Source organism: Buttiauxella sp. (genome assembly GCF_049686335.1).
Classification (GTDB): Bacteria; Pseudomonadota; Gammaproteobacteria; order Enterobacterales; family Enterobacteriaceae; genus Buttiauxella.
Window position 1 is genome coordinate 486,353 of sequence record NZ_JBAVHX010000010.1, and the last position, 24,787, is coordinate 511,139.

The window sequence follows — 24,787 nt, forward strand, 5'->3', positions numbered from 1 at the left end:
ATGCAAAGCCAATTATTGATTAATGGCCAGTTAGTTGACGGCCTGGGGGAAAAGTTGCCGGTCTACAATCCGGCAACAGGAGAAGTGCTGCTAGAGATTGGCGAAGCGACTGCGGAACAGGTGAATAATGCGGTGCTGGCTGCGGATAACGCCTTCGCGAGCTGGGGGCAAACTACGCCAAAAGAGCGTGCGGAACATCTGTTAAAACTGGCTGACGTTATCGAACAAAATGCGGAAGTGTTTGCCCGCCTTGAATCGCAAAACTGTGGCAAGCCATACCACTGCGTGTTGAATGATGAAATTCCGGCGGTAGTGGATGTGTTTCGCTTCTTTGCCGGGGCTAGCCGTTGCCTGAATGGACTGGCTGCGGGGGAATATCTCAGCGGGCATACCTCGATGATCCGCCGTGATCCGGTGGGCGTAGTGGCGTCTATCGCACCGTGGAACTATCCATTGATGATGGCGGCCTGGAAACTCGGCCCCGCACTTGCGGCGGGCAACTGTGTGGTCATCAAACCGTCCGAAATCACACCGCTAACTGCCTTTAAACTTGCTGAGCTTGCTAAAGATATTTTCCCGGCGGGCGTACTGAACGTGCTGTTTGGGCGCGGGCAGACAGTCGGTGATGCGCTGACCGGTCATCCAAAAGTCCGCATGGTGTCATTAACCGGCTCGATTGCCACTGGCGAACATATTATCAGCCATACCGCGCCATCAATTAAACGCACCCATATGGAGTTGGGCGGCAAAGCACCCGTCATCGTTTTTGATGATGCCGACCTCGATGCGGTGGTCGAAGGTGTGCGTACGTTTGGTTATTACAACGCAGGCCAGGACTGTACCGCGGCATGTCGGATTTACGCTCAAAAAGGGATTTACGACAAACTGGTTGAGAAACTGGGCGAAGCCGTCAGCAGCCTGAAATACGGGGCACCTGAGGATGAGTCTACCGAACTGGGGCCACTGAGTTCTGCTGCACACCTTGAACGCGTAAGCAACGCGGTGAATGCCGCGACAGCGCTGTCGCATGTCAAGGTCGTGACGGGTGGCGCGAAAGTCGAAGGGCCTGGATATTACTTCCAGCCAACGCTGCTTGCCGGAGCGAAGCAGGAAGATGACATCGTGCAAAAAGAGGTGTTTGGCCCGGTGGTGAGTGTCACTTTGTTTGATGAAGAAGAACAAGTCCTCGGCTGGGCGAACGATTCCAGCTACGGGCTGGCTTCTTCGGTATGGACGAAAGATGTAGGCCGCGCCCATCGCCTGAGTGCGCGTTTGCAGTATGGCTGTACGTGGGTGAATACCCATTTCATGCTGGTGAGTGAAATGCCGCACGGCGGGCAAAAACTATCGGGCTATGGCAAAGATATGTCGCTGTTTGGCCTTGAAGATTACACCGTGATTCGGCATGTAATGATAAAACACTAAGCTGAACTCAAGTGGCTGTTATATATTGCCTTAATATATCAGCCACTTTTTTTATGGCTCGATGAATAGTTTTTTTGTGCCAGAGACTGGAGATGTGCGTGGGAAGCAAAGCAAAAGATGAAGAACTGTATCAGGAAATGTGTCGGGTGGTCGGAAAAGTGGTGCTTGAGATGCGTGATTTGGGTCAGGAGCCTAAGCACATTGTTATCGCGGGAGTGTTGAGAACGTCGCTTGCCAACAAGAAGATCAAGCGAACAGAAATAACGGAAGATGCGATGCGTGCTGTGATAGATGCGCTAGCTTTTCAGCACTAACTCAAGATGTATTCCAGCCTCTGGGCTGGAAAGAGCCCGCAGTACCTCCATGAAGTGCCTCCCCGCAGTGCCAGCCTCATACCGAAGTCGTTAAACCTAATCAAAAGACGATATGGCGAGGAGGCTAAATGTCGTCATAAAAGCTCCTTTATTTATCGCCATCCAGAAGGGATGTTCCGTAAGAATTATCGACAGTGCAAAGCCAGCGGTTGTTGCTCTCGAGCCTGAACACATAGGTTGCCCGGCGTGTTGTTTCAACCATTCCACCGTGACCGTCAGGGAAGCGAAGCACGGTTTCCATGATAACCAGTGCATTGTCGGCACCTTCAATGACCTGCATTTCACCCTGTTCAACGATTAACTTATCCTGAAAGTAGTCAGATATGGCAATGAACGCTTTGCGGATATTATCTTTTCCTCGGGCTATCATGCCAGGCTTGACCACCAGCGCCGCGTCCTCCGCGTAGTACTCCATGAGCGAGTCAAAATCTTTCGCTGAGATGGCCTTGTCACATGCTTCAATGATCTGGCGTATCGGGTGTGGATGCATGACAACTCTCCTGTAAAATTAACCCCTGAGTGGCACCATAACAGCTTATTTCTGCAATAAAAATGCTCGCAAAAGCGAGCATTTTTATTTTTGGATAACAACGACCAAAAAGGGTGGATGACGCGGGTGCGTCAACCGCCAGAATGAAATGCTAGTGGTCAAGATACAGATAATGCATCCAGCTCGTCATGCGCAGTAGCACCTTACGCATCACTGAAACATGGCTAAAGTGGTCAGAATAAACGGCGACCTGGGCAAAAATCCCATCCGGTAACGCATCGACTTGTGCATTAGGTGCCAGTTCGATTATCGCCAGCACGCCATCACTGCCTGGTGTCAGCGTCAGTGATTGCAGCGTACCTTGCGCCTGATAAGAACCGCCAGGCACCACAGGCAAAACTTTCGTTAGTTTTCCCGCGAAAACTTGCCCAGGCAGGGCATTAAACACCACTTCAGCCTCATCACCGGCCTCTAAACGTAACAGCGAGTTTTGGCGGAATTGCGCAACAATCTGGCGTTTTTGCTGCGGGATAAACACCATCACCGGCCGTAACGGCAGGGCAGCCGCATAGGTTCCCGGGCGGATCAGCACTTGTGTCACGTAGCCGTCACTCGGCGCGCGCACAATCGTCTGGTTAAGGTTGTATTTGGCTTCAGCAAGTTGGGCACGCAAGCTCACAATCTGTGATTGCTCACCATTGACCGTGCTCTCTAACTGGCTTTTGATTTGTGACTGCTCGGCAACCGAACCTTTCACCAGTGCGTCCTGGGCGAGATAGTTCTGCCGGGCGTTATCAATATCGCTTTCAGAGAAGGGGTTAACCCGCGCTTTACTGCCCTGAAGGTAACGCTGGTAATCTTTATACAGTCGGTCACGTTCAGCACTGACACGAGACGTGTTGGCAATCGCCGCGTCGAGTTCAGATTTGAGCGACTCGGTACCATGAATAGCGGTGGTTAAATCGGCCTGAAGTCTGTCGACCCGCGTCTGATAACGAGTAGGGTCTAATTTAAACAGCACTTCACCTTTTTTTATCATTGTATTTTGTTTATCGGTAACCTCACTCACTATTCCTGTTACTTGCGGTGTTAATGGAATTGAAATAACCGCTTTTTGCGCCAGAAAAGTATAAGGGTGGTTGTAGTTCATTAATAAAATGAGCGCGCCAATTAAAAACACCCCTCCCAATGCGGCGGTCGGCACAGTCCATTTATTTACCGGTATTTTAAATATTTTGAATATCGACCATGCAACAGCGACATATGTCAGGATAATGAGTAAATCCATGATATTACTCCGATGGAGTTATTTTATTGTTGTCTAACTTTTGCTCCAGCTCAGTAACCCTTTGCTGTAACGAAGCCAGTGTCACCTCTGGGTTTTGCTGCATTCCCCAGCCCCGTTCAGGTCGATAGAGCGTGGCCCAAATCCATAAGAATGGCCATATAACATGCAGAGTAAACAAGCTCACCCAACCGGCAACATGGATTGCATCGGCATGAGGGTGATTCCGGGATTTAGCAATTAGATAAGGAATGTCATGAAGAATAATGATCCCATAGAAAATAACCAGAAAAACAAAAATAAGTACGCCGAGCGCAAAGTAATTAAGAAACATAACGACCTCAAACAGATAAGTAGAGTTCTTAATTAAAGATAGTCGTAATCTAAACGACGAGTAATGAATTAAAAAAATTTACTGTTTATCCTTTGTTTCTACTACTTCTAAAGAGGATGACACCGGAGTTTATCTCTTCAGCTAACATTTATGCGTTTAAACGAAGCGTTATCCAGAATTTCCTCGTGACAGTTAATTGGTTTCGTCACAAACTATTATGCAATCGTCAAACGAGGCGGAAAACAGGGAGTAAGTGGTCGCTAAAACTTGATCTGCGTCATAAAAAAGAGCATATTTTGCGGCAGGTTTTTTAGGCTACTAATTTATAAAAATGACTCTTTACCAGAAAATGTTAGCTTTTTACGCAGTCATGTCGTTGATAACCGCTGTGATCACATGGTTTTTGGCTCATGATAAAAAACGAATTAAACTGTTGAGCTCTGTGCTGGTGGGGGCAACCTGGCCGATGAGTTTCCCGGTCGCGTTAATGTTCTCGCTGTTTTAATTCGTTTTACGTTTTTAACCAGGATGCGTTATGAATGACATGACCTTTTTTCAGCGTTTTGAGAACGATATTGTTGCCGGTCGCAAAACGATAACGCTACGTGACGCCTCTGAATCGCACTTCACCCCGGGCCAGCAGTTGCGCGTCGGGCGTTATGAAGATGACGTCTATTTCTGCACCATTGAAGTGATAAGCGTGACGCCCGTTCTGCTCGACCAACTGACGGCCGAACATGCGCGGCAGGAAAACATGACGCTGCCTCAGCTTAAAGAGGTTATTGCTGAAATTTATCCTGGTTTGAATGAGCTTTACGCGATTGTGTTCAGGTTGGTAAAAGCAGCTTAAATAACAAAGGAAGGGGAGATCCCCCTTCCTGAAAACGAAGTTCGCTAATGACTGGCTTTCTTCAACATCTCATACAACTCATCTTTTAGCCGTAACTTCTCTTTTTTCATCTGTACGACTTTCTCGTTGTATCCCGTCCCTTGTGGCCCTCCCTTGCGTAAAATTTCATCGTCGAGCTGATTGTGCTTGTCAAACAAGCTGAGGAAACGCGGGTTAGTGGATTTTAGTTCGTTAATCAATTCACGGTACTCAGGAAACATTGCGAACCTCCTGGACTGTTATTTGGATAGATGATGAATGGAGTCTGACCCGGCAGTGGTTGCCACTTGCAGTGTAGGCACCGCTGCCTGTGAATTGGAAGCACCGCTTGGTAAGGGTTTGTCAATTTGCGATCCCTGAGGCGCGTTAACAATTGAGTGTAAAATTTCACCATCTCACCCCTTGCTTAACGGCAAAAATTGATAACGACAATCTCATTCTCATGTGCTAAAACATATCTATGATATATCTTAAGCGCCCTAAAATGAGAATCCAATGACCTTACAAACCAAACCTAATCTTCCTCAACGTGTAAAAAACGACATCAAATTCCGTCAGTTAACTGTCATTAGCAAAGAGACCATCGCAGGCTGTTTTTATCGCATCGTCTTTAGCAGCCCGGAGTTAGCGGGTTTTAATTCGCGTGGATTTGATGACCACGTGAAAGTGTTTTTCCCACCAGAAAGCGGTGATTACATTCGCCCGTCAGTCACAGATGACGGCATTGTATGGGGTGAAGGCCAGCGCCCACTTTCCCGCGATTACACCCCGCTCGAATTTAACGCCGAACGTAACGAACTGACGCTGGATTTTTATATTCATGACGGTGGCGTCGCCAGTTTGTGGGCTGAAAATGCCACGCCAGGCGACACATTACTGATCGGCGGGCCACGCGGTTCACTGGTTGTTCCGACCGATTACGCCTTCCAGCTCTACATCTGCGATGAAAGCGGTTTACCGGCAGTTCGCCGTCGACTGCTGTCCTTGCCAGAACATATTGCCCCAACCGTGCTGGTTAACAGCCAACACGCCCAAAGCCTCGACTATCTCAGCGAGTTTACACACGCTCAGGTTTACCGGCTTGATAGCGAATCACTCGCTCAACACGTCAGCCATATTGAATTCCCGGAGAATGACTATTTTGTCTGGGTCACCGGAGAAGGACGCGACGTCAAACAATTGAGCGATGAACTGCTGGAAACCCGCGGTCTGGACGGTGATTACGTTCGCGCTGTGGCTTACTGGCATAACAAATAAGGAAACGGATATGAGAATCCATCATCTTCATCATCGATTTTGTGCCAAACATGAACGTCACGAAAGACACGGCTTGCACGGTGGTCATGGCCATCACGAACATGGCGGCATGGAAGGGAAAGGGCGCATGCGTCGTGAACGTCTGTTTGATGCCAACGACATTCGTCTGCTGATCCTGCATTTCCTTTCAAGCAATTGCGCGCACGGCTATGAGTTAATCAAATCCATCGAGGCGATTGCTAAAGGTGAATATGTACCAAGCCCGGGGATTATCTATCCGAACCTCTCTTTGCTTGAGGAGATGGGATTGATAACGGCGGTGGAAAGCGACAGCAGTAAAAAAGCGTGGATGCTGACTCAAGAAGGGCATGCAGAACTCGCACTGCAACAAGAGCCTCTCACTCATATCATCGCTAAACTTGAGTCGTTAGGCGTTCTGGGGGATAACCGCCGTATTCCGGAAATACAACGTGCAATTCATAATTTTAAAGTTGCTTTGAATACCAAACTCGGCCATCCCGATCTCCCTAAAGAGACGCTGTACAAAATCATCGATACCCTAGATCAGGCGGCGAAAGACATCGAGCGGAGTTAATTTCGCCATTTCTCTGCAATGAAGCATAAAGTTTTAAGTAAATCTGCCGAAACTTTATGCTTCTGTTGTCATGAGAACGAAAGAGCATGTTAAATCGCATAAAAGTTGTAACCAGTCTTCTCTTTGTGTTGGGTTTATTTGGTGTCTTACAAATGACATCCGGCGGGTTGTTCTTCAGCGCGCTGAAAAACGACAAAGAAAACTTCACCGTGCTGCAAACCATTCGCCAGCAACAGTCCACGCTCAACGCTAGCTGGGTGGCATTATTGCAAACCCGTAATACGTTAAACCGTGCTGGCATCCGTCATATGATGGATACCAACAATATCGGCAGTGGTGCTACGGTCAATGAGCTGATGCTTATCGCCAGCCAGTCGTTAAAACAGGCGGAAAAGGAGTGGTCTGAATATGAAACCTTGCCACGTGATCCTCGCCAGAACGAACAATCCATTAATGAAATCAAGCGCAACTACGCCATTTACCACGGTGCGCTCGCTGAGCTAATCCAGTTACTGGGTGCGGGGAAAATTAACGAATTCTTCGACCAGCCTACGCAGAAATACCAGGACGGCTTTGAAAAAGAGTACGTCAATTATCTGCAACAAAATGACCGTCTGTATCAACTCGCGGTCGACGACAATAATCAGTCCTACTCGCAGGCGATTTGGGTCCTTATCGTGATTCTGGCTCTGGTTGCGGCGGCGATTGTGACTGTCTGGTTGGGCATCAAGAAAACCCTGATTGAACCGCTGCATCGTCTGATTGAAAGCATTCGCCACATTGCCAACGGTGATCTGGTGCGCACCATTGATGTGGAAGGCAAAAATGAGATGGGGCAACTGGCCGCCAGCCTGCGCCACATGCAGTCTGAGCTAATGAGCACGGTCAGCGATGTGCGTCACGGCGCGAACGCGATTTATAGCGGTGCCAGCGAAATTTCTATCGGCAACAACGATCTCTCTTCCCGTACCGAGCAGCAAGCCGCTTCACTTGAAGAAACAGCCGCCAGCATGGAAGAGTTGACCGCCACGGTGAAACAGAATGCGGAGAACGCGCGTCAGGCAAGCCAGCTGGCGTTAAGCGCTTCCGAAACCGCGCAGAAGGGCGGCAAAGTGGTGGATAACGTGGTGCGTACCATGAATGACATCGCCAGCAGCTCGAAGAAAATTGCCGACATTACTAGCGTGATTGACGGGATTGCCTTCCAGACTAACATCCTGGCACTCAACGCCGCCGTTGAAGCCGCGCGTGCGGGTGAGCAAGGACGAGGTTTTGCGGTGGTTGCCGGTGAAGTGCGTAATCTGGCACAGCGCAGTGCGCAGGCGGCCAAAGAGATTAAAGGTCTTATCGAAGATTCCGTCAGTAAAGTGGATACCGGTTCTACGCTGGTTGAAAGTGCGGGCGAAACCATGGATGAAATCGTCAATGCGGTGACCCGTGTGACCGATATCATGGGCGAAATTGCTTCGGCATCTGATGAGCAAAGCCGTGGTATCGACCAGGTTGGGCTGGCGGTTTCTGAAATGGACCGTGTGACGCAGCAAAACGCCGCACTGGTTGAAGAGTCTGCTGCAGCGGCTTCAGCCCTCGAAGAGCAGGCCAGCCGTCTGACTCAGGCTGTTGCGGTATTTCGTATTAACCAGGATGTGAAAACCGAATCCCGCAGCGTCGAACCAAAACTGACGCTCGCACCGACGATGGTGCGTAAACCTGCTGTCAGTGATTTAAACGAGAACTGGGAAACATTCTGATTTCCGTGATGTTAAGGAGGGGGATGGCGCTGGCGTTTATCCCCCTCGAAATTGAAAAACCATGTCGTATTAGCGCCAGCGATATCCGACATTGCTCTCTTATCCGCATAATCAGTACAGCCAGTTGTACTGCCGCAGAATAAATCTGCGTGTTTTCTCACATATTTCTACGCAAAAATCTTAATTTCCTGCCACCAGACAGAAAAGTTTGAGCTTATTCACATAAGCCCATCGTCTGCGCCCGCAAACTTGATTCCATCAGAGCAGACCGGAGTCCAGCCTAATGGAATTGAAGCCAATTGAATCAAGCATCGCTGAGTCAAGCAAAGTCCCCGCACTGACGCGATCTATCGAGATTATAAATTTCATCGCACAGCATGGGCCTTCAAGCGCCGCAACGTTGATGAATGAATTGGGTATCCCAAAAAGCACGCTTTATCTGCTGTTAGCGGAATTAAGAAAGCACCGCTTTTTAACCGTTGTGCAAGATAACTACTGCCTGTGGACGAAGCTTGTCGAACTCGCGGAACACGCTCTGAGTAAAATCGATCTGCGCGATCTCGCCCGCAAGCGGCTGACCCAACTGATGGAGCAGACCGGGCTGCTGTGCCATCTGGGAATTATTGATGGTGGTAATGCTTATTACATTCTCAAAATTGAATCTTCCGCCACCATCAGCGTGCGTTCCCATGAAGGGAAAAGTCTCTCTCTAAGCCGTTCGGGTATTGGCAAATGCCTGCTTGCCTGGCAGCCCTCGCCGCTGCGTGAAAATATCGTCGCCGGGATGGATTTCAGCCCAGCCACACCGACCTCGATTACCTCGCCAGAACGGATGCTGCAAGAAATTGAAAAAATTCGCTACCAGGGTTGGAGCTATGACCGGGGCGAAGATTATGTCGATGTCCGGTGTGTTGCCGCTCCTGTGTTTAACGGGCACAACACTCTCACGGCCGCTATCTCTGTGGTGGGCACCCGACTCCAGATAAATGATGACAATCGCGACCTGATTGCCAGCCAGACTATTGCCTGCGCCAAAGACATTTCCCGTTTACTCGGCTGGCGCAGTCCATTTGACCTGAAAGCCTCTTAACGTAATTGATAAGGAAATAAACAATGAACTTACCAAAAATCAAACAGGTTCGTGCCTGGTATCTTGGCGGCGCTACCGCGGAGAAAGGCAGCGGCGGGGCGGATTACCACGATCAGGGTAATCAGCACTGGATTGATGACCATATCGCCACGCCGATGAGCAAATATGCGCAATATGAGCAGTCACGCCAGTCTTTTGGTATCAACGTACTTGGCACCTTAGTGGTGGAAGTGGAAGCAGATAATGGCCAGACCGGTTTTGCGGTATCCACTGCCGGTGAAATGGGCTGCTTTATCGTTGAAAAACACCTCAACCGCTTTATTGAGGGCAAGTGCGTAAGCGATATTAAGCTTATCCACGACCAAATGCTGAACGCCAGCCTGTATTACGCCGGCTCCGGCGGCCTGGTGATGAACACCATTTCCTGTATCGATCTCGCGCTGTGGGATTTATTCGGCAAAGTGGTTGGATTGCCGGTCTATAAGCTGCTGGGCGGCGCTGTGCGTGACGAAATTCAGTTTTACGCCACCGGCGCCCGCCCGGATCTTGCCAAAGAGATGGGATTTATTGGCGGGAAGATGCCAACGCACTGGGGGCCACACGACGGCGATGCGGGTATTCGCAAAGACGCGGCCATGGTGGCGGAATATCGCGAAAAATGTGGTCCGGACTTCTGGTTAATGCTCGACTGCTGGATGAGTCAGGATGTGAATTACGCCACTAAACTGGCTCATGCCTGCGCGCCGTACAACCTGAAATGGATTGAAGAGTGTCTGCCGCCGCAGCAATACGAAGGCTACCGTGAGCTGAAACGTCATGCTCCGGCGGGCATGATGGTTACCAGTGGCGAACACCACGGCACGCTGCAATCCTTCCGTACACTTGCGGAAACCGGCATCGATATTATGCAGCCGGATGTGGGCTGGTGCGGTGGGTTGACCACGCTGGTAGAAATTGCCGCCATCGCAAAATCTCGCGGTCAACTGGTGGTACCGCATGGCTCTTCGGTCTATTCCCATCACGCGGTGATTACCTTCACCAACACGCCATTTAGCGAGTTCCTGATGACCAGCCCGGATTGCTCCACTCTGCGTCCGCAATTTGACCCAATCTTGCTTGATGAACCGGTGCCGGTGAACGGGCGTATGCACAAGTCGGTGCTGGATAAACCAGGCTTTGGCGTTGAGCTGAACCGGGATTTAAAACTCAAACGTCCTTATAACCATTAATCATTAATCATTAATCATTAACCATTCAGTGTCACCATTAACAGGGTATTCATACTCTTAAATAGTGACACTGTAACTTTTATTTGCCTCATTCAGAGGGAAACTATGATGGATTCTGCTATGAATTCCGTATTGAACAGCGCAGTTAAAAAGAACCGAGCACGCCTGATCCCCTTCATGCTCGCGCTCTATATTCTGGCATTTCTTGACCGCTCCAATATCGGGTTTGCGAAAGAGACTTATCAGATAGACACAGGGTTAAGCAACGAAGTGTATGCGTTGGGGGCGGGGATCTTTTTCGTGGTGTATGCCTTCCTTGGCGTACCGGCCAATCTGCTATTGCGTAAATGGGGCGCCCGGCGCTGGATTGGCGGCACAACCTTGTTATGGGGAGCGCTGTCGGCGGCGATGGGTTACGCCGATACCGAAGCGAAGTTTCTGATTGTTCGTACATTACTGGGTGCAGCGGAAGCTGGCTTCTTTCCAGGCATGATTTATCTCACCTCACAGTGGTTCCCGCAGCAAAACCGCGCTGCCATTATGGGGCTGTTTTATATGGGTGCACCGCTGGCGTTAACGCTCGGTTCGCCGCTGTCCGGTGCGTTACTGGAAATGCATGGGTTTATGGGCAGCCCAGGTTGGTTCTGGATGTTCGTGATTGAGGGGTTGCTGGCCGTGGGCGCGGGTGTCTTCACCTTTTACTATCTCGACGATACCCCAGAGAAAGCCCGTTTTCTGTCGGAAGAAGAGAAGCGGGTATTGCTGGCGCAACTGGCACTTGAAGACGAGAAAAAAACAACCTCTCGTTTTGTCGACGCCATCAGCAATAGCCGTGTCTGGCAACTTGCCATCATCTACATGACCATCCAGATTGCGGTATACGGACTGATCTTCTTCTTGCCAACGCAAGTGGCGCAGTTGATGGGCACCAAAGTTGGTTTTACCGCTTCTCTGGTCACGGCGATCCCCTGGATAGCCGCGCTGTTTGGGACCTGGTATATCCCGCGTTATTCCGACAGAACTGGCGATCGCAAAAATGTGGCGGCGCTGACGCTGCTCGCGGCGGGAATAGGTATTGGGGTTTCCGGTTTAGTCAGTCCTGTATTCGCTATTGTCGCGTTATGCGTCGCAGCCATTGGTTTTATTGCCGTACAGCCGGTTTTCTGGACGATGCCGACACAACTCCTTTCAGGTACAGCGCTGGCCGCAGGGATTGGTTTTGTGAACCTGTTTGGTGCGGTTGGCGGATTCCTCGCTCCGCTCATTCGCGTCAAAGCTGAAACTGCTTTTGCCAGCAATGCCGCTGGATTACTGGCGCTGGCGGGCATCGCCATTATTGGCTCATTGATTATCTTCACACTGCGCGTGGCAAAACAGGCACCCCTTGCCACAAATAACGAAAAGGAATCGGTATGAATTCAATTTTAACTAACCCTTTTAAGCAGGGCATCCTCAATAACGAGGTGCAGATTGGGCTGTGGCTGAGCAGTACTTCCTCATATTTGGCTGAAATTGCGGCGACTTCCGGTTATGACTGGCTGCTTATCGATGGTGAGCATGCACCGAATACCGTGCAGGATCTTTATCATCAGTTGCAGGCGATTGCCGCTTACCGCAGCCAGCCCGTCATCAGGCCGGTTGAAGGGCAAAGAAGCATCATCAAGCAAATGCTGGATATTGGTGCGCGCACACTGCTGATTCCGATGGTCGATACGCCCGAGCAAGCTCGCGAGGTGGTCAGTGCAACTCGTTATCCACCGCTGGGAACGCGCGGTGTAGGAGCCAGTGTTGCGCGTGCTGCACGTTGGGGACGAGTGGAAAACTATATGGCGCAGGCGAACGATGAGCTGTGCGTATTGATTCAGGCCGAAAGTAAAACGGCGTTGGATAACCTGGACGCCCTGCTTGCGGTTGACGGCATTGACGGTATTTTTATTGGCCCGGCTGATTTGTCTGCCTCACTGGGCTATCCGGACAACGCCGATCATCCGGAAGTGCAACGCATCATCGAGCAGAGCATTCGGCGTATTCGTCAGGCGGGTAAAGCGGCTGGTTTTCTGGCGGTTAACCCGGAAATGGCGCGCAAGTGCATTGAGTGGGGAGCGAATTTTGTCGCGGTGGGCGTGGACACCATGCTGTACACCCAGGCGCTCGATTCACGTCTGGCATTGTTCCGCAATACGCCATTGAAAACCAACAATAAGAATAGCTACTAGCATTCATGGTGGATGACGCTAACGCTTATCCACCCTACGGGAGAGTCCGGAATTAACTGGTGGATGACGCTGGCGCTTATCCACCCTACGGTAGAGTCCGGAATTAACTGGTGGATGACGCTAACGCTTATCCACCCTACGAAATCGAAACCGTAGGTCGGGCAAGCGTAGCGCCCCCGACACTTTTTCATACTTCATTTTCACAACATCGCTTCATCCAGCCGCATCAACCTGTCTAACCGCTGGTGATAACAACGCAACGTTGCTTCTCTGTCTTCTTCCGGCATAAACGAATCACGATACACCGCATCCACGATACGACTCTCTTTTTGCATATCGTCCAGCAATTTAACGATAAGCTTATCCGTCATCCCCATACTCAAACCCAGCGCCAGGAAATCCATACCGAGATATTCACCGTAGGCCGTTTTAAAGCCCGGCGCCAAATCGTGCTCGCCTTCTTCGCATGACAGCAACGGTAAAGCCATAAATCCCGAGCTAAAAATAGGCGGATAGGGCGCAACCGAAACAAAGTCATAAACCGGTGAAAGCGTCGGCTCGCCGATCCTCGGGTGAATTAAGCCAAAATTACGCAGGTGCATATCGTTGTTACCCAACAGATACGCATAGGCAATGCGCCTGAACAGGTCGATTTTAAACGCGATGTTGCTATTCACATGCTGAGTCAGGAACTCAGCCAATTGTTGATAACTCACATACTGTTTTCCGTCACTGCCGGTTTTCCCGTACTTTTCGCCGACATTCATCGCCGCATCAAGCTGTTCCTGATGAATGGCCGCACCGGATTGCCTGTCTCTGTCAAAACGGCGGATAACAAAGGCTAACTCCCGGGGTTCATCCTGCACCGGCGCAAAACTCACCAATCCATGTGCGGGAACATCAAACCCCAGCCGTGCCATCAGCGTCATGGTGGCGTGTTCGTTTTCTGCCAGATGGGGGAATTCAGCCGGAGAGGGTTTGAGGATGTATTCGCCCTGATGCTCAACCACGGCAAATTCTCCGTCGCGCACCACCATTTGCAGCTTCGGTTGATAGCCGGAAATACTCATGCCGCGCTGGGCTTTAGGTAATTCATGAATAAATTCGTTACGCGTAAAACTCAGTTGCGGGTTCAACTTAGTTGAGCCTGTCAGGTGTTTCAGGCCTTTGGACGAATAACCGGACTCTTGCTCTTTGGCCAGCAGCAGCGGCGTTAAAAGAATGTGGCAACGCATGATTAATCCTCCTGCATATTGACCAGTTGCACCGCACCAATCAGGTTTTTGCCATTATCGATAAGCATGCCAAGCAGGTCATGTTCATCGCGTTGTTGTAGTTGGCTGTAACGTTTTTTCAACCAACCTTCTGGCGCCAGAGAGGCAAAAAAAGGTGGCAAGGTTTGGCTGTGGAAGTGGCGAACACGCACCGGCAGACTGAGTGACAGCGGTGGGCCGATATAGTCGGCGCGATAACTAAAGTCGTAACCGTTGTCATCCTGGCGCAACTCACCGACGGGCTCGCCATATAACCACACATCTACACGTCGGCGCATAGCTTCACACCTAATGCTTCGGCGACGCGTAACACGGTGCCAAATTTGACCATTTCGGGATCTTTAAACAGCCGTTTGAGCGTTGAGACGGACACACCGGTTTGTAGCTCAAGGGTCGCAAGATCAATATCCAACGCTTTGCGGCGTTGGTTTAGCTTTTGACCCAACTGTGCAGAATACGTGATCACCTGCTCGTCGTTGTGCAGTTCGGTTTCTTGCGCGTGCAGCGTCACGGCTCTCTTCACGTCATTCAATAATTCGCTCATCGCATGCAGTTTGTCTGCGAGCGTGGTGTTGTCATGGTTCATAGGTGACCTTAAATTCATCAGCAAGGCTAAAAGGTGTTATTTGTGGCCTTCATAGTTAAATAAGTATCATAAAAGGTCTTTTATTTCATTTTTATTTTAGAATGGCTCATTAATGATCTTTAACGGATCTAATGGCTCATATAAAAACCATTTAATAATATTTTTGATAATTATAGACCATTTATAGTCCTTCTGGTGGAAGTGATGGCGGCTTATCCAGTTTTTTGCTAACGAAATGTAAATTAATTGTTTCACTCAAATCCACGAAAACCCTATTAATGAAGGCATGTTAATCAACCCGAGTTTGTGGCATGTCTTATCGAATCAGCCTGTTAGATAAAAGCCCGGTCGCGAAGGACGCTACTCCTGGCGACGCCCTGAAACATACACTGCATCTGGCACAACAAGCCGAAGCCTGGGGTTATCACCGCTTCTGGATTGCCGAACACCACAACACCCCACGGCTAGCCAGCCCATCACCTGAACTGCTTATTGCCTGGATTGTCGGGCAAACCCGCCGTATTCGTGTCGGTTCGGGTGGCGTGATGTTGCAGCACTATAGCCCTTACAAAGTGGCGGAAAACTTCAACCTGTTGGCAAACCTTGCGCCGGGCCGTGTTGATCTCGGTGTCGGTAAAGCGCCTGGCGGTTTGCCGCTGTCTACCCAGGCATTGCAACGCGGTGGGCAGGACAAAGCGACGTTTGCCGACAAACTCACTGAGCTGGATAACTGGCTTTCTTTACCTGCGACAGCCGAAGAAGAGACTGCCGACGACGAAGAGAGCTTACGTGCCACGCCGATCCCGGTTCGCAGTGCCGATCGTTTTTTGCTGGGTGCAAGTCTTGAAAGTGCGGCACTGGCCGCAAGTCTGGACTGGAACTTCGTCTATGCCGCTCACCTGAATGGCGATAAAAACCTGATGCGTCAGGTGCTCACCGCCTGGAGCAGTAAAAGCCAGCGCGACACGGTGGTGGCCGTGCAAGTCATCGTCGCACAGGACGCTGAAAAAGCGGCTGAACTGGCGAATCTGGTGGAAATCTGGAGCGTTGAGCTGGAAAACAACCAGCGTGTCAGCGTAGGCAGTGAAACCCAGGCGCACGCGTTTGCTCGCCAGGCGGGCAGTGCCATCAAACGAATTGAACGCCGCGAACCTTCACTGCTCAAAGGCACCGCAGAGACCGTAAATGCGGGGCTTGCCGCATTAAGCCATGAATTTGGCATCGATGAATTCATTATTGATACCCCGATTGCTGACCCGGCTGCGCGTGTTGAGTCGCTACGTTTGTTGGCAGGTGTGCAGCAAGCAAAGCCGGTCTCGGATTTTGCCGCCGAACATGAAGCCTGGTAAGGGGAAGACGATGACATTCGCACCCGTCACATTCAAACAAACGCTCATCGACTGGCGACGCGAGTTGCACCAGAACCCGGAGTTGTCCGGGCAGGAAGTCGCGACCACGGCGCGCATACGTCACTGGCTGGAAGAGGGGGGGTTGCGGCTGTTGCCTTACTCGCTTGCAACCGGTGTGGTGGCTGAAGTCGGGCAAGGGGAAAAGGTGATTGCGCTGCGTGCCGATATCGACGCGTTGCCCATCCAGGAAACCAGCGGCGTGCCGTTTAGTTCACAACATGAGGGGGTGATGCATGCCTGTGGGCATGATATTCACAGCAGCGTGATCCTCGGTGCGGCCCTGCTGTTAAAAGAACGTGAGTTGCATTTATCCGGACGTGTGCGTTTGCTGTTTCAGCCGGCGGAAGAGAACTTTACAGGTGCAAAGGCGCTGATAAAGGCCGGCGCTCTGGAAAATGTCTCCGCTATTTTTGGCATGCATAACGAGCCGGGTTTGCCGGTGGGCACGTTTGCCACCCGAGGCGGCGCATTCTATGCCAACGTTGACCGTTTTGTTATCCGCGTTCGGGGTAAAGGTGCTCATGCCGCCCGTCCGCAAGAAGGAACGGACGCTATCGTGATTGCCAGCCAGTTCGTGCTGGCACTGCAAACTATCGCCAGCCGCAACATTAATACGCTGGATTCCGTGGTGGTTAGTGTGACGCGCATACAAGGGGGAAATACCTGGAATGTGTTGCCTGAAAGCGTCGAACTGGAAGGAACGGTACGTACGCATCGCAACGATATCCAGCAACAGGTCGAGAAACGTATCAGTGAGATTGCAGCCGGTTTAGCCAGTGCGTTTGGCGCACACATAGAAGTGGAATGGTTTAACGGGCCAATAACATTGAATAACGATGAAAAATGGGCGGCATTTGCGATGCAGGCCGCAAAAGATGCGGGCTACCAGACACAAACATCTGAACTGCATATGGGCGGCGAAGACTTTGCTGTGTATTTGCAAACCATTCCCGGTGCGTTTGTCAGCATAGGCAGTAATAGCGCATACGGATTACATCATTCGGCGTTTGATCCGGATGAAGCATTAATCGAAGACGCCGCGCGCTATTTCGCATCCCTTGCGGAAAAAGCACTGCTGGAACTCTAATGAATTTGAGGATGGAATATGTCTGATAATCGTCAACTGCGCCTTGGAACAATCTTACATGGTGCTTCCGGAAATATGTCTGCATGGCGACATCCCGCAGCGATTGCCGATGCCAGTATTAATTTTGATTTCGTCAAAGAGACGGCGTTAAAAGCCGAAGCCGGCAAACTGGACTTTTTATTTGTCGCTGACGGTTTATATATTAATGAAAAATCTATTCCACATTTTTTGAATCGCTTTGAACCGCTCACGGTGCTCTCGGCGTTAGCCAGCGTCACTACCCATTTAGGGCTGGTCGGCACGTTGTCGACCTCCTATAGCGAGCCGTTCACGGTGGCGCGCCAGTTCGCAAGCCTTGACCATTTAAGTAAAGGCCGTGCGGGCTGGAACGTGGTGACATCACCGCTGGAAGGTTCGGCGAAGAACTTCTCCCGTGATAAACACCCGGAACACGCGCTGCGTTATCGCATCGCTGATGAATATCTGGATGTCGTGAAAGGGCTGTGGGATTCCTGGGAAGAAGATGCGTTTACCCGTGATAAAGCCAGCGGACAATTCTTTGATCCAACAAAATTGCACACCCTGAATCACCACGGTGATTTCTTTAAAGTCGCCGGGCCGCTGAATATTTCCCGTACTCCGCAAGGCAGACCGATTGTATTTCAGGCTGGCGCCTCGGATGACGGTAAGAAATTAGCCGCGCATCATGCGGACGCTATTTTTACCCATCACGATACGCTTGAAGAAGCCCGGCATTTTTATCGTGATGTCAAAGAGCAACTGGAGAATCATGGTCGCCAGGCAGACGATTTGAAAATATTCCAGGGCGTGAGTGTGATTGTTGGTAAAGATGCTGATGACGTTGAAAACCAGTATCAAACCACCGCCGCCCTGGTGTCGATATCAGACGCACTGAATTATCTTGGCCGCTATTTTGAGCATCACGACTTCAGTCAGTATCCGCTTGATGAACCCTTCCCGGATATTGGTGATTTGGGGCAGAACAGCTTTCGCAGTACCACCGATGAAATCAAACGTAATGCCCGCGAACGTCATCTGACGCTGCGCCAGGTGGCGCTTGAAGCGGCATCTCCGCGTCCACGTTTTGCCGGTACCGCCCAGCAAGTGGCGGATGGATTGCAGCAGTGGTTCGAAAGCCACGCGGCGGACGGTTTCATTATTCAGGGCGGTACGCCCGATACCTTCCCGCGTTTTGTGGATGAAGTGGTTCCGGTGTTGCAGGCACGGGGGTTATTCCGCAAGGAGTATCCGGGCACCACGTTGCGTGAAAGTTTAGGGTTGGCGAGTCCGGTTAATCAATATTTGTGAAAGCGTCATCCGACAAAAATATCAACACCGTTCTGCGTAGGTCGGATAAGCGAAGCGTCATCCGACAAAAACATCAACACCGTTCTGCGTAGGTCGGATAAGCGAAGCGTCATCCGACAAAAACATCAAAATAATAAAGAGAACCTGTTATGAACAAAACATCGCTAATTCTTGCTGTCGCTCTGGCACTGTCGTCGGCACAAACCTTCGCACAAGACGTCACCATTAACGGCACCGGCGTCAGCCTCGAAGCCAACAAAGCGCCGATTAACACCGCGGTCAATCCGGCGGCGGTTGCAAAACTACCCAAAGATTATCGCTTTGCCGTTCCCGGTAAATTCACCGTCGCGGTTGCAGCTCTCAATTCACCGCCATTAACCGTGTTTGCGGAAGATAACAAAACGCTGCTCGGCAGCGAGGTGGATATCGCACGTCTGGTAGCGGACAGCCTCGGTCTTGAGCTCAACGTGGTACCCACTTCATGGGAAGACTGGCCACTGGGCGTGACTTCTGGCAAATACGACGCAGCCATCAGCAACATTACCGTCACCAAAGATCGCAAACAGAAATTCGACTTTGCCACCTACCGTAAAGACTCCCTCGGTTTCTACGTGAAATCCGACAGCGCAATTAAGAAAATTGAGAAAGCGGAAGACATCGCCGGGTTGCGCATTATCGTCGGCTCGGGAACCAACCAGGAATCTATCCTGCTGGCATGGAACGAAGAGAACCTGAAGAAAGGGCTTAAACCATTCACCCCGGTTTACACCAAAGACGATGCCGCACAAACCCTCGCATTGCAGTCGGGACGTGCTGATGCCTTCTTTGGCCCGAATGTCACGGGTGCCTGGAAAGCCGCATTGACGCAGAAAACCCAGTTAGTCGGCGTTGTAGATGGCGGTTGGCCGAAAGCGGCGCACATCGCGGTGACACTGAAAAAAGACAGTGGCCTGGTTGAGCCGGTACAAACGGCACTCAATGGCGTCATCAAGAACGGCGACTACAACAAAGTCCTCAATCGTTGGGGGGAAGGTGTCGAGCAAATCCCGGCGTCCGAAATTAACCCAGCGGGTCTTGGCGATTAAGGAGCTTCACATGACAGAACAATTCCGAGACGTTTCACCGGAAGCTCCCGAGCTTCAGCCGATTATCAGCGGCCTGTTTGGTGAATATGAAGCGCGTTATGGGGACTACTTTTCCCGTGACGCCGAAGTGGAGCTAACTGAATGGTATCTGCCGCCACAAGGGCTGTTTATTGTGCTGGAGCGTGACGGGGAAATCATCGCCACGGGTGCCTATAAACCCTTTGATGAACAGACCGCCGAAGTCAAACGCATCTGGACGCATCCCGAGTTGCGCCAACAGGGACTGGCTCAGCGCGTGATGCGTGAACTGGAAAGCCGCGCGCAATACGCCGGTTACCGTCACCTCTATCTGACCACTGGTTTTCGTCAGCCAGAAGCGGTGAAGCTCTATTTAAGCCTCGATTATCAACCGCAATTTGATATTTACCGTGATCGAGAAGAGTACAGCGTTGCACCGTTCGATGGGCGTCTGCGCTTCACCAAAGAGCTGGCATTGGCTCGTCTGAGCAAATCGGCCTGAGGAATCATGATGACGACTTCATCAAATACACCATCCAACGTCCCTTCCACCATTAAAGTCGTTCCGGCGCGTTATCCGCTGCGCACGCTCGGTGCCTTCGTCGCACTGTTTGTGCTGGCGATTGTTGTTCAGTCGGTAGCGTTTAACCCGCGCTGGGAATGGAGCGTGTTTGCCCGCTGGTTCTTCGACCCGGTGATCCTCGAAGGGCTGGCGCAAACCTTACTGCTGACCCTGATTGGCACAGTGCTGAGCGTAATATTTGGCGGCTTGCTGGCGCTGGCGAGATTATCGTCCTCGTGGCTGCTCAATAGTCTGGCGTGGGGTTACATCTGGCTATTCCGTTCACTGCCGCTGATTGTGGTGCTGATCATCCTCTATAACTTCTCGTATCTCTACGACACGCTCTCAGTGGGTATCCCGTTTACGCAGATTAGCTGGGGAAGCTACCAGACCATTAATGTGCTCGGGCAGTTTTCTACCGCTGTTGTGGGGCTGACGCTGGTGCAAAGCGCGTATACCGCAGAGATTATTCGCGGCGGCTTTTTGGGTGTCGATCACGGGCAATATGAAGCAGCGGCGGCCTTAGGTTTACCGTCCTGGCGCCGTACCGTGCGCATTATCCTGCCACAAGCGTTGCGGACCATTTTACCGTCCGGTTTCAACGAGATCATTAGCCTCGCGAAAGGGACGGCGATGGTTTACGTGCTGGCGATGCCGGAGCTGTTCTACACCATTCAGATGATCTACAACCGCACCCAGGAAGTGATCCCATTACTGATGGTCGGCGCAGTCTGGTATCTGGTTATCACAAGCGTCCTGTCGCTTATTCAGCATCTGGTTGAACGCTGGCTGGCACGCAGTGAAAGACGTTCGGCGATTAATCAACAAAGTCCTGCACGTCATCTCTCTTCTCGTCAGCCCGCATTACAAACTCAGGAGGCCGCTCATGCACCTGGCCCATAATCCCGCTGCGCAAACGGGGCATATTTCGATTACCGGTGTCAGCAAATATTTTGGCCGCCATAAAGCGCTGGATAACATCTCGCTTGAGCTCGAACCCGGTTCGGTAACGGTGATTCTGGGGCCGTCGGGCTCCGGAAAATCCACCTTGCTGCGCGCGATTAATCATCTGGAGCGGGTCGATGAAGGTTTTATCCAGATTGACGGTGATTACATTGGCTATCGCCAGGCGGGGGACAAACTCTATGAACTCAAGGAGAAGGAGATCCTGCGTCAGCGCGTCAACGTTGGCTATGTGTTCCAGAACTTTAATCTGTTTCCGCATCTCACGGTGCTGGAAAACCTGATTGAAGCGCCAATTGCTCATAAACAGCTCAGTCGTAAGGATGCCATTGAGCGGGCCTATGAACTGCTGGATGTTGTCGGGCTGCGCAATAAAGCGGATGCCTGGTCACGACATCTTTCCGGCGGGCAGCAGCAGCGTATTGCCATTGCTCGCGCACTGGCGTTGCGTCCTCGCGTGATGCTGTTTGATGAACCGACTTCCGCACTCGATCCTGAGCTGGTGGGGGAAGTGCTGGACGTGATTAAGAAATTAGCCCGTTCCGGTACCACGCTGGTGGTGGTGACCCACGAAATCGGTTTTGCCCGGGAAGTCGCGGATAACGTGGTGTTTATGGTGGACGGTAAGATTGTTGAGCAAGGCAGCAGCGACGAGGTGCTTAACCATCCGCAACATTCACGAACGCGTCAGTTTTTATCAAAGGTTCTTTAAGGAGCAGGCATGAAATTTGTCCCACTGGCGCTATTGATGATGAGCACCTCGCTTTATGCACAGGGAAGCCTTGATCTCAAAGCGAATGAACAACCGATCCATACCGCAAAAGACCCGGTAGCGATCGGTAAAATTCCGCAGGGTTATAAGTTTGTTGAGCCGGGTACGCTGACGGTCGCAATTTCTGCCCTTAACTCACCGCCACTGGCGATGCTGGCGAGTGATAACCGCACAAGGATCGGTAGCGATCCGGATATTGCGCGTCTGCTGGCGGACAGTTTAGGGCTGAAACTCAAGCTGGTGCCGACCGCCTGGGAAGACTGGCCACTGGGGATCACCTCCGGGCGCTACGATGTGGCACTGGTGAATATTGCGGTGACCGAACAGCGTAAAACCAAATTCGATTTTGCGACTTACCGCGTTGATTCACTGGCGTTTTCGGTTAAATCAGACAGTGCGATTCAAAAAATTAATAGCCCAGCAGACGTTGCAGGTTTACGCATCATTTTAGGTTCTGGAACGAATCAGGAAAAAATCCTGTTGGGCTGGAATGAAATAAATGAACGTGAAGGACGCAAAGCGGCTCAACCCATTTATCTGACGGATGACGCTTCCGGTAATTTGTATATTCAGGCGGGTCGTGCGGATGCCACTTTCGGCCCGCAAAGTGTGGCCGCTTATAAAGCCGCACTGACTGGTACCACGCGGGTTGTCGGGTTAGGGCCGAAAAAGGCCTATGTTGCTACCACCACCAAAAAAGGGAATGGTCTGGTGTATGCGCTGCAAGCGGCACTCGATGGCGCGGTGAAACGCGGTGAATACCAGCAAGTGTTGGATAGATGGGGAGAAAAGGGCGAAGAAGTGGCTACGTCTGAAGTGAATCCTCCGGGGATTACTTATCCGTAGCACCATATCGCTTAAGCCAGCAGAACCTGGCTGATAAACCCATGAATATCGTCTAACGCCTGCATGCGTGCGAGTGGTGCGCTGTCGATAATCAGTTGATCAGAATACCCGTTCAGCAACGATCCGAGCTGGCGGGTAACGCGCCCGACATCGGTCTGGCGAAACACACCGCTCTGAATACCCGCCTCAATAATGCTTGCCAGCAACGCATCCCATTTCTCCGTCAGCGCGAGGGCAAAATCCGCATACACCTTGTTATGCACCGCAAGACGCCACAGCGAACTGTACAACTCCCACACCGCGTCGGCGCGATCGGGCAAATAATCTTCGATAAAAAGAGTCAACCCAAGTTCTGGCGCCACGGCGCGCGTCTTTTGAGTAAACGTTTCCAGTTCTGCATACATAAAGCGTGAAAACGCCTCAATGCAGAGCGTCTGCCAGTCAGGAAAGTAGTGATAAATATGGCTTCGCGCGATACCCACTTGCTCGGTTAGCTCGCGGGTCGTGACTTTTTCCACCCCTTTTTCGGCGAACAAGACTATCGCGGCATCAAGAATATTCTCTTTTAAAACTGAAGCTTTTTCTTTCATCACAGTACCTTCGTTGATGCTGAGCAGACGCTCAAGATTAACAACCTATACCCTGCAACTCGAATTATTTTGGGTATAAGGCGATAAAGTCATGGCCTGCGAGTTAACCCACATCCGGCAACACGCTGGTGGCGATCAATGCCTGGATAACTATCACGGCAATCCCGCAGGCGAAAACTAAAATCAGCAGCGGTTTGCCACCCGCGACGCGGTAAACGGTATCCGTCTGCACCTGGCGACTTTTCCACACCAACAGCGAAGGGATGATCAGCGCCAGGATCGCCAGTGCGACACCGGCATAACCCAGTGCCATCACAAAACCTTGCGGATAGAACAGGGCGAAGACCAGCGGTGGCACAAAGGTCATCAGCCCGGTTTGCATGCGGCCAGACGCTTTACGGTTGCGGTTAAACAAATCGCTCAGGTAATCAAACAACCCCAACGACACTCCTAAGAATGAGGTCGCTAGCGCCAGGTCGGCAAACAGATGAACGGCCAGTTCCACATGCGGCGACGCCACCACTTCACGAACTGCCTGCAACAAGCCATTCAGACCGGAATGATTGGCCAGCAGCCCGCTAAATACGCCGGAATCTATCGCACCCAGCGTCGCCACTTGCCAGAAAATATAGGCCACTAACGGGATGGCACTGCCGATGATAAACACCCAACGCAGCTTACGCAGATTCCCGTCCAGATAGCTGACAATGCTTGGCACACTGCCATGGAAACCAAATGAGGTGAAAATCACCGGAATGGCAGAAAGCGCGAGGCCTTTTTCTAAGGGCAACGTCAGCAGATTGGTGTGATGGATATGCGGCATCATCAATCCCAACATCACCACTAACATCACGACTTTGGCGCTGAACAACACCCGGTTGAACATATCCACCATATGGGTGCCGATACAAACGATGCCACCGGCAACAATAGTGAACAGCAAGACACCGCTGGTGACAGAGATATCGGTGGAGAACCATTGGCTAAGACTCGCTGCCAGCAGTTCCCCTGCACCGCTGATATACGCCGCGGTTAACGCGTACATCAGGAATAACATGCTAAAGCCCGTGAGCCATTGCCCCGGCTTGCCAAGATATCGGCGGGCGAGGGTGCCAAGGCCGGTATCGGCGGAAACGTGTTGATAAACTTCCACCAGCAGCAGCGCGGTGTAGCACATCAGCCCCCAAAGGCCGACCAACAAAAGCAACGTGACGCCAAAACCCACCCCGGCGGATGCCAGCGGCATAGCCAACATTCCTGCGCCAATTGTGGTTCCTGCGACGATAAAGATACTGCCAAGAGTGCGATTCTTCACGCTTCCCTCTGAATTT

The 24,787-nt window shown here is 51.2% G+C and carries 27 protein-coding genes and 2 pseudogenes; 20 read left to right on the forward strand and 9 right to left on the reverse strand.

Translation table 11 applies throughout. The features are described 5' to 3' along the window. Together patD and fumD are read left to right on the forward strand one after the other, a co-directional pair. The gene (gene patD / locus WBL83_RS11120; protein WP_424589197.1) at nt 1-1,425 is read left to right on the forward strand and encodes an aminobutyraldehyde dehydrogenase; all 1,425 of its coding nucleotides are present in this window, start codon (nt 1-3) and stop codon (nt 1,423-1,425) included. A gap of 98 nt (nt 1,426-1,523) precedes the next feature. Beyond that, the gene (gene fumD, locus WBL83_RS11125; RefSeq protein WP_424589198.1) at nt 1,524-1,739 is read left to right on the forward strand and encodes a fumarate hydratase FumD; all 216 of its coding nucleotides are present in this window, start codon (nt 1,524-1,526) and stop codon (nt 1,737-1,739) included. Between the two features lie 148 nt (nt 1,740-1,887). Here the strand turns inward: fumD and WBL83_RS11130 are convergent, their stop codons facing one another. The 3 genes from WBL83_RS11130 to WBL83_RS11140 form a co-directional block, all read right to left on the reverse strand. Next, nucleotides 1,888-2,289, reverse strand: coding sequence for a YybH family protein (locus tag WBL83_RS11130; protein WP_424589199.1), 402 nt, complete (start codon nt 2,287-2,289; stop codon nt 1,888-1,890). Between the two features lie 151 nt (nt 2,290-2,440). Then, nucleotides 2,441-3,577, reverse strand: coding sequence for an HlyD family secretion protein (locus WBL83_RS11135; protein ID WP_424589200.1), 1,137 nt, complete (start codon nt 3,575-3,577; stop codon nt 2,441-2,443). A gap of 4 nt (nt 3,578-3,581) precedes the next feature. Next, complete coding sequence (locus WBL83_RS11140; protein ID WP_424589201.1) at nt 3,582-3,908, reverse strand: DUF3302 domain-containing protein; 327 nt, start codon at nt 3,906-3,908, stop codon at nt 3,582-3,584. Between the two features lie 331 nt (nt 3,909-4,239). On the opposite strand from WBL83_RS11140, the gene WBL83_RS11145 reads away from it, so the two are divergent. Next, a complete protein-coding gene (locus tag WBL83_RS11145; RefSeq protein ID WP_424589202.1) occupies nt 4,240-4,413 on the forward strand; it encodes a GhoT/OrtT family toxin in 174 nt (57 codons plus the stop codon). Nucleotides 4,414-4,443: 30 nt separating this feature from the next. Continuing rightward, nucleotides 4,444-4,758: a N(4)-acetylcytidine aminohydrolase gene (gene yqfB, locus WBL83_RS11150; protein ID WP_424589203.1), complete on the forward strand. Its 315-nt coding sequence runs from the start codon at nt 4,444-4,446 to the stop codon at nt 4,756-4,758. 44 nt (nt 4,759-4,802) lie between these two features. On the opposite strand, the gene WBL83_RS11155 is transcribed toward yqfB, so the two are convergent. Beyond that, complete coding sequence (locus WBL83_RS11155; protein ID WP_424589204.1) at nt 4,803-5,018, reverse strand: YdcH family protein; 216 nt, start codon at nt 5,016-5,018, stop codon at nt 4,803-4,805. 274 nt (nt 5,019-5,292) lie between these two features. Between WBL83_RS11155 and WBL83_RS11160 the strand changes: the two genes are divergently transcribed. The 8 genes from WBL83_RS11160 (at nt 5,293) to WBL83_RS11195 (ending at nt 13,091) form a co-directional block, all read left to right on the forward strand. Next, nucleotides 5,293-6,054, forward strand: a complete 762-nt coding sequence (locus WBL83_RS11160) for a siderophore-interacting protein (protein WP_424589205.1) — start codon at nt 5,293-5,295, stop codon at nt 6,052-6,054. Nucleotides 6,055-6,064: 10 nt separating this feature from the next. Beyond that, complete coding sequence (locus WBL83_RS11165; protein ID WP_424589206.1) at nt 6,065-6,649, forward strand: PadR family transcriptional regulator; 585 nt, start codon at nt 6,065-6,067, stop codon at nt 6,647-6,649. A gap of 86 nt (nt 6,650-6,735) precedes the next feature. Next, nucleotides 6,736-8,400, forward strand: coding sequence for a methyl-accepting chemotaxis protein (gene tsr, locus WBL83_RS11170; protein ID WP_424589207.1), 1,665 nt, complete (start codon nt 6,736-6,738; stop codon nt 8,398-8,400). 310 nt (nt 8,401-8,710) lie between these two features. Next, complete coding sequence (locus WBL83_RS11175) at nt 8,711-9,490, forward strand: IclR family transcriptional regulator (RefSeq protein ID WP_424589375.1); 780 nt, start codon at nt 8,711-8,713, stop codon at nt 9,488-9,490. Nucleotides 9,491-9,513: 23 nt separating this feature from the next. Beyond that, nucleotides 9,514-10,719, forward strand: coding sequence for an L-rhamnonate dehydratase (gene rhmD / locus WBL83_RS11180; RefSeq protein ID WP_424589208.1), 1,206 nt, complete (start codon nt 9,514-9,516; stop codon nt 10,717-10,719). 120 nt (nt 10,720-10,839) lie between these two features. Beyond that, nucleotides 10,840-12,135: an MFS transporter gene (locus WBL83_RS11185; protein WP_424589209.1), complete on the forward strand. Its 1,296-nt coding sequence runs from the start codon at nt 10,840-10,842 to the stop codon at nt 12,133-12,135. Further along, entirely contained in the window at nt 12,132-12,935 is an 804-nt protein-coding gene (gene yfaU, locus WBL83_RS11190) for a 2-keto-3-deoxy-L-rhamnonate aldolase (RefSeq protein ID WP_424589210.1), read from the forward strand. The genes WBL83_RS11185 and yfaU overlap by 4 nt, the downstream gene beginning before the upstream one ends. A gap of 12 nt (nt 12,936-12,947) precedes the next feature. After that, entirely contained in the window at nt 12,948-13,091 is a 144-nt protein-coding gene (locus WBL83_RS11195; protein ID WP_424589211.1) for a hypothetical protein, read from the forward strand. A 44-nt stretch (nt 13,092-13,135) separates the two neighbouring features. Here WBL83_RS11195 and WBL83_RS11200 read toward each other — a convergent pair whose 3' ends face one another. Genes WBL83_RS11200 through WBL83_RS11210 form a run of 3 tightly spaced genes read right to left on the reverse strand, consistent with a single transcriptional unit; the run spans nt 13,136 to nt 14,795 of the window. Further along, nucleotides 13,136-14,170: a type II toxin-antitoxin system HipA family toxin gene (locus WBL83_RS11200; RefSeq protein WP_424589212.1), complete on the reverse strand. Its 1,035-nt coding sequence runs from the start codon at nt 14,168-14,170 to the stop codon at nt 13,136-13,138. Between the two features lie 2 nt (nt 14,171-14,172). Continuing rightward, complete coding sequence (locus WBL83_RS11205; RefSeq protein WP_424589213.1) at nt 14,173-14,487, reverse strand: HipA N-terminal domain-containing protein; 315 nt, start codon at nt 14,485-14,487, stop codon at nt 14,173-14,175. Then, a complete protein-coding gene (locus tag WBL83_RS11210) occupies nt 14,472-14,795 on the reverse strand; it encodes a helix-turn-helix domain-containing protein (protein ID WP_424589214.1) in 324 nt (107 codons plus the stop codon). The genes WBL83_RS11205 and WBL83_RS11210 overlap by 16 nt, the downstream gene beginning before the upstream one ends. Nucleotides 14,796-15,106: 311 nt before the next feature. Here WBL83_RS11210 and WBL83_RS11215 point away from each other — a divergent pair, with 311 nt between their 5' ends. From WBL83_RS11215 to WBL83_RS11250, 8 genes and pseudogenes are all read left to right on the forward strand, one after another. Next, nucleotides 15,107-16,144, forward strand: coding sequence for an MsnO8 family LLM class oxidoreductase (locus tag WBL83_RS11215; protein WP_424589215.1), 1,038 nt, complete (start codon nt 15,107-15,109; stop codon nt 16,142-16,144). A gap of 10 nt (nt 16,145-16,154) precedes the next feature. Beyond that, nucleotides 16,155-17,291 carry an amidohydrolase gene (locus WBL83_RS11220; RefSeq protein ID WP_424589216.1) on the forward strand — a complete coding sequence of 379 codons (1,137 nt, stop codon included), beginning with the start codon at nt 16,155-16,157 and terminating at the stop codon, nt 17,289-17,291. An 18-nt stretch (nt 17,292-17,309) separates the two neighbouring features. After that, nucleotides 17,310-18,611, forward strand: a pseudogene (locus tag WBL83_RS11225) (LLM class flavin-dependent oxidoreductase); the annotation flags it as partial. 144 nt (nt 18,612-18,755) lie between these two features. Further along, nucleotides 18,756-19,705 (forward strand): annotated as a pseudogene (locus tag WBL83_RS11230) (ABC transporter substrate-binding protein); the annotation flags it as partial. A gap of 10 nt (nt 19,706-19,715) precedes the next feature. After that, nucleotides 19,716-20,225, forward strand: a complete 510-nt coding sequence (locus WBL83_RS11235) for a GNAT family N-acetyltransferase (protein WP_424589217.1) — start codon at nt 19,716-19,718, stop codon at nt 20,223-20,225. Between the two features lie 9 nt (nt 20,226-20,234). Then, nucleotides 20,235-21,188 (forward strand): amino acid ABC transporter permease, encoded by a 954-nt coding sequence (locus WBL83_RS11240; RefSeq protein ID WP_424589218.1) that lies wholly within the window; start codon nt 20,235-20,237, stop codon nt 21,186-21,188. Then, on the forward strand, nt 21,172-21,960 hold the full coding sequence (locus WBL83_RS11245; RefSeq protein ID WP_424589219.1) for an amino acid ABC transporter ATP-binding protein: 789 nt from the start codon (nt 21,172-21,174) through the stop codon (nt 21,958-21,960). The genes WBL83_RS11240 and WBL83_RS11245 overlap by 17 nt, the downstream gene beginning before the upstream one ends. A gap of 9 nt (nt 21,961-21,969) precedes the next feature. Beyond that, nucleotides 21,970-22,866: a transporter substrate-binding domain-containing protein gene (locus tag WBL83_RS11250; RefSeq protein WP_424589220.1), complete on the forward strand. Its 897-nt coding sequence runs from the start codon at nt 21,970-21,972 to the stop codon at nt 22,864-22,866. A gap of 11 nt (nt 22,867-22,877) precedes the next feature. Here WBL83_RS11250 and WBL83_RS11255 read toward each other — a convergent pair whose 3' ends face one another. Together WBL83_RS11255 and tyrP are read right to left on the reverse strand one after the other, a co-directional pair. Further along, nucleotides 22,878-23,456, reverse strand: a complete 579-nt coding sequence (locus WBL83_RS11255) for a TetR/AcrR family transcriptional regulator (protein WP_424589221.1) — start codon at nt 23,454-23,456, stop codon at nt 22,878-22,880. Nucleotides 23,457-23,559: 103 nt separating this feature from the next. Beyond that, entirely contained in the window at nt 23,560-24,771 is a 1,212-nt protein-coding gene (tyrP, locus tag WBL83_RS11260; protein WP_424589222.1) for a tyrosine transporter TyrP, read from the reverse strand. Nucleotides 24,772-24,787: the final 16 nt, after the last annotated feature.